13 protein-coding genes are annotated in these 14,621 nt (G+C 44.9%); 10 read left to right on the top strand and 3 right to left on the bottom strand.

Going from position 1 to position 14,621, the window contains the following annotated elements; translation table 11 throughout:
* The first annotated feature begins 10 nt into the window (after window positions 1-10).
* From AB1K89_RS08810 to AB1K89_RS08775, 8 genes are all read left to right on the top strand, one after another.
* Window positions 11-1,606 carry a hypothetical protein gene (locus AB1K89_RS08810; protein WP_413054399.1) on the top strand — a complete coding sequence of 532 codons (1,596 nt, stop codon included), beginning with the start codon at window positions 11-13 and terminating at the stop codon, window positions 1,604-1,606.
* A 42-nt stretch (window positions 1,607-1,648) separates the two neighbouring features.
* The gene (locus AB1K89_RS08805) at window positions 1,649-3,088 is read left to right on the top strand and encodes a zinc ribbon domain-containing protein (protein ID WP_413054398.1); all 1,440 of its coding nucleotides are present in this window, start codon (window positions 1,649-1,651) and stop codon (window positions 3,086-3,088) included.
* 430 nt (window positions 3,089-3,518) lie between these two features.
* Window positions 3,519-5,045: a Na+/H+ antiporter NhaC family protein gene (locus tag AB1K89_RS08800; protein WP_413054397.1), complete on the top strand. Its 1,527-nt coding sequence runs from the start codon at window positions 3,519-3,521 to the stop codon at window positions 5,043-5,045.
* A gap of 380 nt (window positions 5,046-5,425) precedes the next feature.
* Entirely contained in the window at window positions 5,426-6,793 is a 1,368-nt protein-coding gene (locus AB1K89_RS08795; protein ID WP_413054396.1) for an IS1096 element passenger TnpR family protein, read from the top strand.
* A 264-nt stretch (window positions 6,794-7,057) separates the two neighbouring features.
* Window positions 7,058-8,143: a hypothetical protein gene (locus AB1K89_RS08790; protein WP_413054395.1), complete on the top strand. Its 1,086-nt coding sequence runs from the start codon at window positions 7,058-7,060 to the stop codon at window positions 8,141-8,143.
* A gap of 18 nt (window positions 8,144-8,161) precedes the next feature.
* The gene (locus AB1K89_RS08785) at window positions 8,162-8,635 is read left to right on the top strand and encodes a hypothetical protein (protein WP_413054394.1); all 474 of its coding nucleotides are present in this window, start codon (window positions 8,162-8,164) and stop codon (window positions 8,633-8,635) included.
* Window positions 8,636-8,672: 37 nt separating this feature from the next.
* Window positions 8,673-9,833 (top strand): hypothetical protein, encoded by a 1,161-nt coding sequence (locus AB1K89_RS08780; RefSeq protein ID WP_413054393.1) that lies wholly within the window; start codon window positions 8,673-8,675, stop codon window positions 9,831-9,833.
* Window positions 9,834-9,849: 16 nt separating this feature from the next.
* Window positions 9,850-10,437, top strand: a complete 588-nt coding sequence (locus AB1K89_RS08775; protein WP_413054392.1) for a class D sortase — start codon at window positions 9,850-9,852, stop codon at window positions 10,435-10,437.
* 99 nt (window positions 10,438-10,536) lie between these two features.
* On the opposite strand, the gene AB1K89_RS08770 is transcribed toward AB1K89_RS08775, so the two are convergent.
* Both AB1K89_RS08770 and AB1K89_RS08765 read right to left on the bottom strand, forming a co-directional pair.
* Window positions 10,537-11,010: a DUF4352 domain-containing protein gene (locus AB1K89_RS08770; protein WP_413054391.1), complete on the bottom strand. Its 474-nt coding sequence runs from the start codon at window positions 11,008-11,010 to the stop codon at window positions 10,537-10,539.
* Window positions 11,011-11,065: 55 nt separating this feature from the next.
* The gene (locus AB1K89_RS08765) at window positions 11,066-11,314 is read right to left on the bottom strand and encodes a hypothetical protein (RefSeq protein WP_413054390.1); all 249 of its coding nucleotides are present in this window, start codon (window positions 11,312-11,314) and stop codon (window positions 11,066-11,068) included.
* A gap of 352 nt (window positions 11,315-11,666) precedes the next feature.
* Here AB1K89_RS08765 and AB1K89_RS08760 point away from each other — a divergent pair, with 352 nt between their 5' ends.
* Window positions 11,667-13,199, top strand: a complete 1,533-nt coding sequence (locus AB1K89_RS08760) for a class I adenylate-forming enzyme family protein (protein WP_413054518.1) — start codon at window positions 11,667-11,669, stop codon at window positions 13,197-13,199.
* 168 nt (window positions 13,200-13,367) lie between these two features.
* On the opposite strand, the gene AB1K89_RS08755 is transcribed toward AB1K89_RS08760, so the two are convergent.
* Window positions 13,368-14,009, bottom strand: coding sequence for a metal-dependent hydrolase (locus AB1K89_RS08755; RefSeq protein WP_413054389.1), 642 nt, complete (start codon window positions 14,007-14,009; stop codon window positions 13,368-13,370).
* Window positions 14,010-14,264: 255 nt separating this feature from the next.
* Here AB1K89_RS08755 and AB1K89_RS08750 point away from each other — a divergent pair, with 255 nt between their 5' ends.
* Window positions 14,265-14,471 (top strand): excalibur calcium-binding domain-containing protein, encoded by a 207-nt coding sequence (locus AB1K89_RS08750; protein ID WP_413054517.1) that lies wholly within the window; start codon window positions 14,265-14,267, stop codon window positions 14,469-14,471.
* The last annotated feature ends 150 nt before the right edge of the window (window positions 14,472-14,621 follow it).

Below are 14,621 nucleotides of genomic sequence, written 5' to 3'. Positions count from 1 at the left end.
GCCATGCGCATTGTTCTGTAAAGATTGTGGAGCAAATAATAACGAGTTCGATCTGTATTGCGCGGCGGATGGCGCAGCCTTACTTCCGATTCCAAAAGGGTTTTTCGCGTCTCCTTTAGTCTATTGCGGAAAGTGTGGCGGGAAAAGTGATGCTGCGGATGCATACTGCAAACAATGCGGGCACCATTTGATTGTGTTTGAACAAAGCGCTCAAAAGGTCGATGTCAGTTCTGTAAAATCCTCTGTGCCTATAGTGAAGCAACCTGCTTTGAGAGTGGACTCCCTTCTTTCCCCGGCATTCATCAAAGCTGCTCTGGTGCCGGCCGCTATTGCGATTATATTGGCACTACTGTCCGCTTTCGTCGTCCAAATGTTTACGGAAAAAGTCGTATTGGACGCGGTTGAATCGAGTACGGGAATTTCCTATTCCGCCAAGGACTTGCAGAGAATGAACATGATGGCACAAAATCTGCTCGAAGAGAAGGTCAATGTTTCAGGCCCGAAAGTCTACGGTATCACGACATTTGTCGCATTGCTCCATAATGCAGATATCGCATTGAAGGCGAATTTGGATTTATTCTTGACGACCTTTGGAATAAAGGCCGATTTGAAAAACCTAGCTCCTTATTTGCTGTTCATACCTTCTTTAATTCTCGCACTTGGCGGGGTTTTGCTTGGAAAGCGCGCATGGAAATCTGGTTTGCCTATTCTTCCGTCAGCCATATGGATGAGCGTTATTTATGCCTTTTTCGTAGCAATCACCACGTTGTTTGCCGGTTGGAAAATTAGTGGCAGCGGCAAAGGATGGGCGGCACTCGTCGCAGGTGAGGCATCATTGAAATTTTCTATTGTCACTTCATTCATCACTGCACTGCTCCTTGCGCTTGTGATCGTGAGCGTCACAGCGTTTTTCACGAAACATGGAAAAATGGCATTTACGGTAATGAAAACGATGAATCCGATTTATCAATACGGGTTTTATTCGCTACTTGTTGTCGGCACGATCGCAGGGATAGGTTCCCTTCTATCATTCTGGACACTGGTAACGTATAAAGCAGGGGATCTGCAACTGAATGGCGTTGAGGCGGCGGGCGAGTCGTTGTTCATCGCGCTTGGTCCGTTTTGGCTCATCACTTTGTCGCATTTGGTGCCGCTGAATTTCAAGTTGCAAATGGAAGATATGATGCTCTCCGTCAACGCATATCTATTCAGTTCGACAGATGGGATTGCGAAGGCGTTCCCGGATAATCCGGATGCTATGGAGTTCATGAAGATCTTTTTATTCCGGGGTGATGACGGTCTGCCAATCTGGATGAAGCTGAGTATCTTCATTCCGATCATCCTTTTGGGGGTTGTTGGATTCAAAGTTTTTCATTCGCCGGTGGAGCAATTGGCATCAATCGTTTTATTTGCAGCTACGTATACTGTTCTCCTTGTTTTGTTTACAGTCGCGACGCGGATGGGAATTTCCATAACCGTAGTCGAACCCTTCTCAATCAAAGTCCAGGCGCCGATTATCGGAACGGCTGCTATTACATTTGTGTTGGCGTTTGTGTGCTTGTTTGTTGGTGGGTTTGTTGGGGGCAAAAAGCGATCAGTTGTGTAATGTCGCATTCTCCAACGGATAGATATGCTAGGAGGAAATAATTTGGACCAAGATAGTTGCCCATCCTGCAATATGGACATGGAGCTTGCTGAACTATTTTGCCGAAACTGCGGTTGGAGACGTCCTGCGGAGGTTGATAAAAAACCTAAAAGACGGAGCAGGTTGTCTATTAAAATCATTTCAACATTTGCCGTTTTGGCAGGGATGCTTATTGGTTGCCATCTTTTATTGACAAACATCACTTCGCCAGAGCGGTCGATGGAGCCGTTGCATGCAGCCCTACAGTCTGGGAATGAAGCATTATTCCTGGATTTGATTGGTGCAGACCGGAATGATGAACAAGCGGCGGCCCTTTTTAAATCATTGCACATTCGAGCTGACACTTTTTTTCTATCGGATCTTGCCGACGCCGTAAAAGAGGTCCACCAAAGCGGCCTGCACCAAATCATCCGGGGAAACAGCGAGCAGCCATTGCTTCGACTGTATTTAAAAAATAGGTTTGGGTTGTATCCGGTTGTCAATTTCAGTATTGCTCCTGGTTTTGGGGAAGTGGAAACAAACTTTGATGCAAACGAAACAGTTAGTGCTATGTCAACGGATGCGGATAAGGTTCAGCCTTTATCTACCGAAGAGGCGCAGAAGATCGTTGAAGGTTTGCTAGATTCAATATCCGAAGTATTTTGGAAGCATGGGGAGCAGTTCGAGGTGACTTCAGATATGGAGACTGACGACTACTTCGGAATGATTCGGCCATCACTATTAGATTACGCATCTATTGAGTTCACCGATGGATACTTGAAGGGGAACGCATCTCTATTTTATTTTGACTATGATGTGAAGGTCTTTCCTAACACGAGTCTAGATGTTCGTTTCACTTTACATGAAGTAGCTGCGGATCGATTTATCGCATCCAGTATTGAATTTGGCGATGGCGTTGTTTCCTACAGCGCTACCCTCTTTTACACAGTCGTGAAGGAAGACGGCTATTGGAAAATGGACGACATGAAATGGGTTCCTTCAACGGAAGAACATCTTAACGTCACCGCAGATGAAGTACTTGCTCACTTGAGAACGTATAATCCGGGTGTCGAGATTGTGAAAGAAGTAGATTATAACGGTTCAAAAGTTTATATAATAAGCTTTGGAGAAGGTGAAATGAACTATGGGTTATACGCGGATACCGCTAACATCGGTTACGATATACCGGATCACCTTTACCCAAAGGGTCCCGTTAATCCGAGCCTGCCGACACTCCCTTTAACCCGGGACCAAGCAGAAAACGCAGTAAAGGAACACCTTCGTATTGGGGAGTATGATGTTACAAAGGTGGCTTATGACCATGACAATGAAAGGGGCCACTATGTCTTACTCGTGTATGAGATTATGGACGCCGGCACACAGTATGAGCGTCTCGCCACGTTAGGCTGGTACGGGGTTGACCCTCAGACGGGAAGGGTTTATGAAGCGATGTTTGGGGAGTAAGGGGAAGGGGTTTACAGAGGTGGCTTTACATCGGTACCGGCAGCAACGGTGCCTGTGCAGTGAACAATTCAGTTTATTCACTACAATTGTATAAAGAAAATAAGAAAGTCGATGACAGTACATGTTATCGGCTTTTTTTGTATTTTCATTCAAAAAGGTAAATAGTCATAAATGTATCTTACACAGGCAGCAACACAATTCAGTCTATTCACTACAATTGCAAATAGAGTTAAGGGGAAGTCAATGATGGCAACATGTCGTTGACTTCTATCGGTATTTTCATCCAGAACGGTGAATTGTCATAAATGTGTGGTGCACAGGCACCGACACAATTTAGTTTTCTTGTTTCCAAAATCTTTCATTGCATAATAAAAAGTATTTGTGTATTATTATGCAATACTATTAATAAAGATTGAAAGGAATGAACACTATGGAACATATGGGTTTGTTATCATTAATTCCCCCGCTTATTGCGGTTATTTTAGCGATCGTTACGAAGAATGTTATTATTTCACTATTTTCCGGTGTTTTCGTTGGTGTTCTTATGCTTGTCGGAGGCAATCCGCTTACGGCGACGACAGGTGTGATTGGGGATTATTTGTTTCCGCAGTTGACGGATGGTTATAATGCGGCTGTTCTTGTCCTATTATTTTTCATTGGCGGGTTTGTTGCTCTTATGGAAAAATCGGGCGGTGGGGCGGCGCTTGCTGCAGCTTCGGTAAAATATATTAAAACGCGGGCGAATGCGCAACTGTCAGCGTGGTTCGGGGGGATTGTCATTTTCTTCTCTGACCTTGGCACGCCGCTTATTGTCGGTCCCGTTTTTGAAAAGATTTTTGATAAGGTGAAGATTTCCCGAGAGAAGCTTGCGTGGATTATAGACTCCACTGCTTCACCGGTAGCTGTCCTTGTCCCGTTCATCGGGTGGGGCGTGTATATTATGGGGTTGATTCGTGCGGAGTTCGATAAGGTGGGCATTGCAGATTCTGAATTCAGCACGCTTATCCAAGTGATTCCATTCCAATTTTACGCGATTCTGACGGTATTGCTTGTGCCTTTGATTGCATTGACGAAGCTCGATTTCGGGCCGATGGCAAAAGCTGAAAACCGTGTACGCCAAACGGGTCAACTTTATTGGCCTGAGTCGAAGCCGCTTCGGAAGGCTGAGGAAATGAAGGAATATACGACGGGCAGCCGCACGATTCTTATTTGGCTTCCGCTTCTTGTTTTATTCGTTACGTTGTTCGGTTTGCTCGTTTCGAAGGGTTTTCCGTTCACACCAGTTCCAGGCGGCGATTTCCGTGTAGCGCTTAGTACGGCCTATCTGTTTGCGGCCATTACGATTGTCATTCTCATGATTGTTTATAAAGTGAAGAAGTTTAATGAGATTTTTGATATATATACAGCCGGTATGCAGAAGATGGTGTACGTGGCGGTGACGCTTGTCCTTGCGTGGTCGCTTGGAAAGGTGATTGGGGAGATGGGAACGGCGGCATTCATCGTAGAAGTGACGAAAGGGAACGTGCCGGCATTCATTATTCCTGCGATATTATTTGTTGTTGGTGCCGTCATGTCGCTCGCTTCCGGGACATCATGGGGAACGTTCGCCATTATGCTTCCGATTGCAATCCCGATGGCGATTTCACTTGATGCGCATATGCTCGTATGCATCGGTGCGGTTTTATCTGGAGGAATTTTTGGAGACCATTGCTCGCCGATTTCGGATACGACGATTCTTTCATCGACAGGGGCTGGGGCGGATCATCTCGATCACGTCAAAACGCAATTTCCATATGCAGCGCTGAACGCATCAGTTGCTCTCATCGGATTTATCGTTGCAGGAATGACAGGTAGCGCGTACACGCTAATCCTAGCAATTGCACTTCTCCTCGTTGCGACTTTTGTTTTATCGAGAAGGAAAGCAGAAAAAGTGGGAGCGGAAATAAACGCTTCTTAAACGGTGCCTGTGCAGCAAACAATTCAGATTATGCACTACAATTGCATAAGAGAAAAAGGGAAGTCAATGATAGCAACATATTATTGACTTCCTTTTGTATTTTCATTCGAAAAAGTGAATTGTCATTAATGTGTCTTGCACAGGCACCAGTACAATTCAGTTTATTCACTACAATTGCATGTAGGAAAAGAGGAAGTCAATGATAGCAACATATCATTAGCTTCTGATTGTATTTTAATTCATAAATGTGAATTGTCATAATTGTACCGTGCACAGGCACCGTTTCGGGTGTTCGTGTAAGACTACTGGCTATCTTCGGGAAAGAGAATTAGTATAGTAAGTAACAGTAAAATTGAATTGTGTAGAGTTGAGGTGTTTCCATGAAAGCATTTATTGTAAAACTGACATTTGAGGATATCGAACCGCGGATATGGAGAAGGGTTGTCATGCCTGCGGATGCAACGTTTAATCGATTGCATGAAATGATTCAAAACGTCACAAACTTTCAAAGTAAGTTTATTGATGAGCCTTATCATTATTTCAATATAGAGGTAGATGGGCTGTTCATTACAAATAATCCTTCGATTCATGATGAATATAAGAAAGATTTTAATGGATTGGTGCTTAAACGTCCTTCCCATCTGAAAATAGATGACTATTTGGAGGCGAATGGCCAGTTCTTGTATCGTTATGATTCGGGGGATGATTGGCGTATCATTGTCGATCTCGAGGAGATTGTCGAAGATTACTATTTCGGTTTCCCGACAGTTCTAGCGGGAGAGGGTACAGCGCCTCCGGAAGATGTCGGAGGTTCACTGGGGTTTGCTCAATTTTTGACCATTTATCATGATCCTTCCCATCCCGATTATTTGTCGAAGCGTGAGTGGGCAGAAGCACAGGGCTATAAACCATTTGATATGGATGACATAAACGAAACTTTGAAATCAATGAGGTACCAGAAAACCGAGTGGGACCGTATTGACCATAAAAACTATCGTGTCATATCGGATAAATATCGTGGTCCGAAGCAGATCGAGCAGGTTGAAATCCCGTTCAAAGAGCTGGTCGTGGATTATATTGTTGCTTGTACGAACTTATACGGTATTGTTTCTTATGAAAAAGTACTTGAAATTTACAATGGCCAAAATAACTCGCCGATTACAAGTGAAATGATGAAGACGTTGGTAACTGACTCGCAAACTGTCGAGCTTTTGAAAATGCGTCACGTATACGTAGAAGGTCAGAATTTTCACCACGGGTCGTTAGATAAGATTGACAAGTTGAAAATTTTGAATGAAGGACAAGTGAAGCCGTATTATGTTCCAGAAAAGGACGAGCTTCTTCGATATGCAGAGGATGCCTATTTTGAACCAACGCCCCAGCATGAAGAGCTTAAACAGCTAATGATGAAAGAGGGGTTTCCAGAGGAGAGGATCGAAAGAGAAATTCGAATGCTTGTCGAAGAGCTGTCCGTTCCTAGTGCTAGTATCATCTCTATATTCCAACCGTTCGCAAGCCGATTAGGATTAAACGATAAGGCACAAATATACAGTTATGCACAACGGGTGACAGACATTGCGAACACAACGCGATATTGGAAAAATCGCGGTCACACGCCGATAGAGCTTTCTCAATTTGAGAAGCCTCACTTGCGTCCTCTGCCTGCAGAGCCGGCGAGAAAAGTAGGCCGTAACGACTCATGCCCTTGTGGTAGTGGGAAGAAATATAAGAAATGCTGCTTGAAGTGAAAAACGTGATTGCAGGGTGCCTGTGCAGCAAACGATTCAGTTTATTCACTACAATTGTATAATTTGGAAATGAAAAGCCGATCAATTAGTCATTTGATCGGCTTTTCTTCGTATTTCTATTCATATTGTTGAATTGTCATAAATGTGTCTTGCACAGGCACCGACACAATTCACCCAAGCTAGGTTTATGTCCTTGCCATCCGGGTACGTGACAAGGAGATAGAGTATTTTGAAATTAGTGGATGTACGAAGGAGGTGACTTATATGAAAAGGGTTCTCCTCTATAGCAGCCTTTTTCTCTGTACGTTCATTGCACCGATTGCTGTCGCGCATGCTGAAGCGGAGGGCGCGAATGGAAAGGGCATTTTGACTGGAGTGTTGAATAAGGTCGAGTCGACGGTGAAGGAAACGACTGAATCGGTTGGAGAAGTTGTCGAATCGGCGGTGGAGGGGGCGGATCAAACGGTGCAGGATGCTGTTTCGTTCACAAAAGATACGGTTGAAACGCTCGCCGATACTTCTACTGAACAACCCGTTTCTGAGATTGTGGATCACACAATTGATTTTGTCGATGGAACAGTCGGCAATGTTGGCCCGGTTGTTGAAAATACGACGGAGACTATACAGGCAACAACCTTGGCGTTGACGGGGATTGTGGAAGAACTACCCGACATTCCTATTGTCACCCCAGTCCTTGATGAAGTAGGAAAAGTCGTCATTGAGAAAACGGAGACTGTGAGTGTCACAGTTGAAAATGTGCGAGATAAAGAGGCGGCGGGCTCTATTGAGGAGGTTACTGAGTATAAAACACCAGTACTTCCGCAACAGGATGATGCGCCACCTATCAATGCGCATTCTGACGAAGTGATTGAACAACCTGTTTTTGATACGAACCTAGATGTGCAGGCAGATGACCCGATTTCTACGATTGATTCCCTGGAAGTTCTTGAATCTACTGAACCTGAAATAGATGAAGATATGGATTTTATTTCGAACGAAACTCCTCGAGAAACTGCCGTCAGTTTTGTGAATCAAGTTGCGAGCGTTGCAAAGGTCGAGAGGAAAACACCAGCTAAACAAGAAACCCCTACGATTCCCATTCAATCAAGTACGCAGGAGGACGGGATTCCGATTGGGTTAACTTCGGGTACTACATCTGTTTTTTCTCCTTTAGTAACTCACGGAGGGAATTCTGATGTCGTGCCGGGTGTCGTTGATGGATTAGCGGTGCTGGACTATTTGATTGGAAGGCAATGGATTCATTCCGACGAACTTATGAGGATCCTATGGGTTCACGCACCACCTGGCCAACCGCCCCAATCCACTCCTTTTTTACATGCGAAAAAGTAAAAAAGGAGAGGAATCAAAATGAAAAATAAGCTGAAAAATGTCGGAGTTTTAACGTTTGGTCTCTGTGTCGCGCTAGTTTTGTCGACTTCGAATGCCGCTGCATCCGAGGATAGCTCGATTGTCGATGTGAATGTATTAAGTAAAGAGGATGGCAAGTCCTCAGTACTGTATGTTGAAATTTTGGATGTGCCGATAGTTGGCGATGTAAACGTAAATATTCCTTCCGAGGCGGAAACAGGTGACTCGTACGCATTGGCTACTGTAGAGGTAAGTGACGGCGTTGTGGATGATTTGGATATTTCTGTACTGGAGAAAACCGAGACAAAAGCGTCTGTAGCAACGGTTGAATTGGAGTCGTCACTGACGGATGATGTAACCGTTAACGTTGTTTCTGGCGAAAAGATGCCGGGCTCGCTTTATGGCGGTGTGGTCGAAGTGAACGCGAAAGATTTGCCATTGCTCGGCGAGACGCATGTAAGGCGTGTTGGATAAACATGTGACTGCTGATGAAGCTGGGAAATCCTACTCCGTGGGATTGATTCAAACGGATGTCAACGATGGTCTGCTTGACGATGCGTCTGTGAACGTATTGGCGGCAGAAAAAGCAAAAAACATGTCGACTAAACATGAAACGTCCGTTGTAGCTGATGTTTCTGTCGATAATCACAAAGGGCTATTAGATGATGTGAACGTTTCTGTGTTGAAGTATGCGGAATCAGAAACGGCTGATTTGGAGGATTCGAAAGCTTCACTTGCTTCTGTCGGATTGGAAACCCCGGTGACAGATGATTTGAATGTGGATGTGGCATCAATCGACAGAACGGCCAACTCGTTCGACGGCAGCCTTGTCGAAGTGAACGGGGAAGACGTACCGTTGCTAGGCGAAACCCATGTCGGTGTGTTGGATAAACATGTGAAAGCCGATGGGGAGGGAAAATCGTTTTCCACAGGTTTGATTCAAACAGAACTGAATGACGGTTTGGTTGAAGATGCGTCTATCGAAGTGCTCGTTCGGAAGATGGAAACGACAGCGGACGGAGGTTTGGTGACGAGCAGCGGCGCGAGTTTGAATCTTGGATTGCCAGGAATGGATGACATCTCCGCAGGTGTGTTAAAAAGGCAAAGACAGTTCACGATTGTGATAGATGAAAGACCAAATGTCGCAGTACCGCCATCGACGGATGTTGGAGATGATGGTGGAGCGGAAGAAATTGCACCTGTTCCTGAAGTAGAAAGTGATCTGCCGGTTGCTCCGGAGAGTCTGGATGATGCCACTTCAGATAGGAATGAAGAGGAACAAACCACGCCCCCTGCAAATGGTGATGATTCCGGAGATGGTTTCAGCAATGAGGAAGATGGAACGATGGAGAACAAAACGAGCGCGGATGAAACAGTGGGAGAATCTGAACAAGAATCTGCCGCTGGGAATGGAATGTCAGGCGATGTTGACGCCGATTCTGGCTCCAGAACAGGAGAACGTAGCGGTACTACAAGTGTATCCGGTCTTTCGGGGGTAGGTCAATCGAGTGTAATGAACAGCCTTGCCATGAACAACGCGGCTCCACAATCTTCATTGCCAAAAACGGGCGGCTTCTGGGACGGAAAGCGGCTGGCATTCCTTGCGCTGGCCCTTATGGTGTTGGGGTTTGCAATGAGGCGTTTGGGAAAGCCGACGATGTCGGTGGCGTGAAAGCGGTGGAATGTAGATGAAGAGTACATTGAACTGGCTTGGGACAATGCTTGTAATTTCGGGCGTTGGGCTATTCGTTTGGCTCATGAGCGGAACTGCGAAAAGTGACGCGCATCAGCAAGAAATGATGGAGGCATTCCGTTCCGTCCAAGTTACGGAGGGCACAGATGGGCCGTCTGAAAAGAGTGCCGCTTTTGCGAAACTTGACGGAATCGAAGGGGTTTTGTCAATCCCGGCAATCGACTTAGAAGCGCCAGTGCTGTACGGAGCGGATGCGAAAACGCTCAACGAATCCCTCGGCGCCATCGAAAACATGGACCTGCCCGGCGAGATGGATGGCAGCTACGCCATCGCCGGGCACCAGGCCCATGTGTTCGGCAAGTATTTCAACCGGCTTCATGAAATGGAAGTCGGTACCGAGTTCACATTCCAAACGGCTGACGAGGAGATGGCATTCAAAGTAATTGATATCAAAATCGTCAAGCCCCACGAAGTTGAAGTGCTGAAGCCGAAGGAAGGAATGGCGCTCATGTCCCTCATCACATGCTACCCCGCATTCTCCAACGAATACAGGCTCGTTGTGCAGGGGGAGAGGGTTGAGTGAACAAAACAGCACGCAAATCGTTTTGCAGATTTGTGTGCTGTTTGTTGTTTTTATGGGAGTGAGGCTTAATCCTAAAGGATTACCATCTGAGTATTAGATTTAACGATCTTTCTCTAACGTAAACTGCATTATAGGCGCAAAAAATAACCCGTTTTGAACCTCCATCAATGGATCCCCTTCTAGCAAATCGGTATTTTTCATTGAAAAAGTTACCGTTCCGGTTGTGCTCATTCCTGGATTCAAACGATTTTCTTCAATATTTATACTCTTACTTGAGTAAACGTTTCCCTTATTTTTAATTTTAATGGACATGTTATGAGTCGATATGGCGATGTTACTGATGTTTTCAATTGTGAAATGAAAAATTTGCTCAGTATCATCGTGCGAGGAACCGGTAAGCTGGAACGCCAAATCCTCAAATTGCATTATGTCAGAGGTGAAGCCAATATTTTTCTCTGCCTGCACTTGTTCAACTGATGAGGAGCCAGGTTTGACTAGTAGGAATACGGTTAAAGCTATTGAACCGATAAGAGCAAGTAACAATGCTTTCTTGTGCCACAATTTCTTTGCCAATGAAAACCCTCCGATTATAAATATTAAACATTTAAATTACATTGAGTGTTGGCATTCAAAGAATTCCTTGAATGAAAGAAATATGATAAAAAAAAGTGAGAAATGCGATTACGATTCCTAAAATTGCCTGAATTCGCAAGTAAGGCTTGAACAAACCTACAACTCCAAAAACAAACGCCAATAACCAGACGGGCATTAGCAGAAAACCAATAATCGGGATTATGCCAAATAGAAATCCGACCAATGCCAAGATGAGTGAAATTGTCGCGCATGTATTTTTCTCGATTCTAATATGGTGAGTCAATTGATTCTTCCTCTCAGGTTTTAGTTACATTATTTCCAAATTACTTCCATTCTATTCCTGAGGAAGAAGAGGGAGATGCATTATTAGTGCCATTATTAGGTTCTCATTATTAGGTGCCTGTGCAGTAAACAATTCTGATTGTTTTATGCGCTACGATTGCATAAGAGAAATAGGGAAGTCAATGATATCAACATGTCATTGACTTCCTTTTGCATTTTCATTCATGAATGTGAATTCTCATAAATTTGTCTTACACAGGCACCGGCGTAATTTAAAAGAGGGTTTGCGTAATATTCAGCGAATCAGTCATTATAGTACATTATTTGGAAATGGGGGATTAAGGGTGCAGCATATGTTGTTCGCAGATCCGATTAAATTGAATGCTATTCGTTACGGGGAAAAGGAAGCGCTATCTTACATGGGCAAGAGGTTTAGTTATCGTGAATTCAACGAGCGCATTAATCGGTTGGCACATGCACTGCTTGGTGCGGGTGTTGAAAAGGGCGATAAGGTAGCGTTCATGCTATTAAATTGCAATGAACTCTTTGAAATCATGTTTGCTTGCGCAAAGATCGGGGCGGTTTTCGTACCGATCAACTCTCGCTTCGTTGGCCCTGAAATTGAGCATGTGTTGAAGAACTCTGAGGCAGTTGGGTTGTTTTATGGGGTGGAGTTTGACAAAGAAATTTCTTCTATTAAAGAGCGAGTGAAGAACGTGCAGCTTTACGTATCAGTTGGAGGTTCTGGTGATGTGGCACCTTTCGAATTTGAAAGCTGGATCGCTCTTCATTCCGAAAAGGAACCGGTTATTCATTATGAATTGAGGGAGCTCGATACGGTTTGTATTATGTATACGGGAGGGACGACGGGGCATCCCAAAGGCGCGGTCAGGTCGCATCGGAGCATGTATCTCGTTGCGTTACTGTTCAGCATTGAATTTGGGATTGTAAGGAACGGCAAAGGATTGGTTTCCGGTCCTTTGTATGGTGCGGCGGCTCTGTCGACTTCCGTACCGAATCTTTTGGTCGGCAACTCATTGCATATTTTGCCGAAGTTCCACCCTGTCGAAGTGTTGGAAGCGATTGATCGAGAGAAAACGACGACTTCATTTATGGCTCCGCCGATGTTTGATGCGATTTTTGCTTTACCCGAGGAAATTCGAAACAAGTATGATGTCAGTTCGATGAAAGGGCTGTTCTCGGTCGGCGCGCCTTTACACTCCAGCACGAAGGAAAAAGTGATGGCATTCTTTAAAGATGCCGAGCTGAATGAGTTTTACGGTGCAACGGAGCATGGAGGCTCGACGAATTTATTCCCTGAGTACCAGGAACTGAAGGATCGCTCCGTCGGTGTGCCGATGCTGGGAATGGAAGTGAAGCTTGTCGATGCCAATGGGAATGAAGTGCCGCGGGGTCAGCCGGGCGAGTTTTTGGTGAAGGGCTTGACCCTTTGCGATGAATATTATAAAAATCCGGAAGCGACAGCCGAAGCGTTCCATGGCGAATGGCTTGGCCTCGGTGATATGGGTGTTCAGGATGAAGACGGATTTTATTCCATCGTCGATCGTAAACAGGATATGATTTTGTCGGGTGCGTTGAACGTTTACCCTGCGGAAATTGAAGGCGTCCTCCATCGCCATCCGAAAATAGCGGACGTCGCGGTGATTGGTGTACCGGATGAAAAGTGGGGAGAAACGGTGAAAGCGATCGTTGTCCTTCGTGAAGGGGAGGAAGCTGACGCAAATGAAATTATCGATTTTTGTGATGGTAAGCTCGCCGACTATAAAAAGCCTCGATCTGTCGACTTCATGGATGAACTTCCGCGGAGCTTGCAAGGGAAGCTATTGAAGTATAAGTTGCGGGAGATGGTGGCTTTAGAGAAATAATTTGAATTGTGTGGGTGCCTGTGCGGCATACAATTCAGTTTATTCATTACAATTGTATAATCTACAAATGAAAAGCCGATCAATTAGTCATTTGATCGGCTTTTCTTCGTATTTCTATTCATATTGTTGAATTGTCATAAATGTGCCGTGCACAGGCACCGACACAATTCACCATTCTTTATTCCAAAACGGTGTAAACCATTTTACGCCTCTGCGGTTCATGGGGAGGAGTTTCATGTCGGCGATTAGATGGCTGCCGTATCCTGCAATTCCCGCTGCTAGTAGACCGTCAAGCGCCCACTCTTGCTGTAATTGATTCAAAATGAATGCATAAAAAGCGAGCCCAAGAAGGGAGTGCGTGTAGGAGCGGTGGGCCAGGAATGACGCGATGACGATATAGCTTCCCATAAGCAGGACACCGATCGACTGATGCATGACAATTCCGAGCCACATCACCATGACACCGGTAAGGGTCAACATTCTTCGTTGTGTAATGAGTCGCGATACGATGAACAGGAGCAAACCGATTCCTGCGTAAAGTAAAATGGATGGGCTAAAGCCTGAGTTGAAGTATTGGTAGACGATTGCTACTAAAATGCCCGCACCGACGAGCTGCATGAGCCATTGAGTGAGCTGCTTGGAAAGAGTGATCCGGTTGCTCGCCAATCCGTTCGTATCCAAGTCGGGGACAAGCGCTGATACGCCGCCTGCCAATGAGGCGACTGCGACTGTATATAGATCGGGCTGCACCTGATACCCTGCAAATGCTCCGACGGCGACGCCGATAACTGCGTGTGAACTTCCTTTCATCTGTAAACCTCTCTTGTTGTGTAATCTTCTTATTATCCATCATGTTGGAGAGGGGAAGCAATGGGCAGAAGTTAGTACTTTTACAGGGGCAGGCGAATGAAGGACTATTTAAATTTGATAAGTTGAAAATTTCAATAGCGTAATTGTGAGGTTGTGTTACAATTATTTACAAATAACCGATTATCGGAGTGATGAAAGATGAGAAAAAGTTTTACAGGATTTACCGCAATGGTTATTGCATTTCTTATAATTGCCATGCCCATCCACACAGCTGAGGCAGCCTCGGCAAAGTTCAAAAATTGCACGGAGTTGAATAAAACATATCCAGGTGGCGTCGCTAAAAATGCCAAAGTCAAAAATGTAGGTGGCAAAACAAAGTTCAAGCCATTCGTTTCAGCCGAAATTTATAATGCACATACAAAGATGGACCGCGATAAGGATGGGATTGCGTGTGAAAAGTGAAAGATAGGTGCCGAAGGATAGGTGCCTGTGCAGCGAACTATTCAGTTTATTCACTACAATTGCATAATGAAAAACGGGAAGCCAATCAAATTAATATTTGATAAGCTTCCCGTTGTATTTTTATACTCATTGATGAATTGTCATAAATGT

It is taken from the genome of Sporosarcina pasadenensis (assembly GCF_047228845.1).
GTDB lineage: Bacteria > Bacillota > Bacilli > Bacillales_A > Planococcaceae > Sporosarcina.
Note: the sequence above shows the minus strand (reverse complement) of the source record. Positions and strands in the feature narration are given on the sequence as shown.

What these genes read in the sequence shown, in the direction of transcription:
- AB1K89_RS08790 (WP_413054395.1), top strand. Translation starts at nt 7,058, where the DNA reads ATGAAAAGGGTTCTCCTCTATAGCAGCCTTTTTCTCTGTACGTTCATT.
- AB1K89_RS08760 (WP_413054518.1), top strand. Translation starts at nt 11,667, where the DNA reads ATGTTGTTCGCAGATCCGATTAAATTGAATGCTATTCGTTACGGGGAA.
- AB1K89_RS08755 (WP_413054389.1), bottom strand. Translation starts at nt 14,009, where the DNA reads ATGAAAGGAAGTTCACACGCAGTTATCGGCGTCGCCGTCGGAGCATTT.
- AB1K89_RS08775 (WP_413054392.1), top strand. Translation starts at nt 9,850, where the DNA reads ATGAAGAGTACATTGAACTGGCTTGGGACAATGCTTGTAATTTCGGGC.
- AB1K89_RS08750 (WP_413054517.1), top strand. Translation starts at nt 14,265, where the DNA reads ATGCCCATCCACACAGCTGAGGCAGCCTCGGCAAAGTTCAAAAATTGC.
- AB1K89_RS08785 (WP_413054394.1), top strand. Translation starts at nt 8,162, where the DNA reads ATGAAAAATAAGCTGAAAAATGTCGGAGTTTTAACGTTTGGTCTCTGT.
- AB1K89_RS08795 (WP_413054396.1), top strand. Translation starts at nt 5,426, where the DNA reads ATGAAAGCATTTATTGTAAAACTGACATTTGAGGATATCGAACCGCGG.
- AB1K89_RS08800 (WP_413054397.1), top strand. Translation starts at nt 3,519, where the DNA reads ATGGAACATATGGGTTTGTTATCATTAATTCCCCCGCTTATTGCGGTT.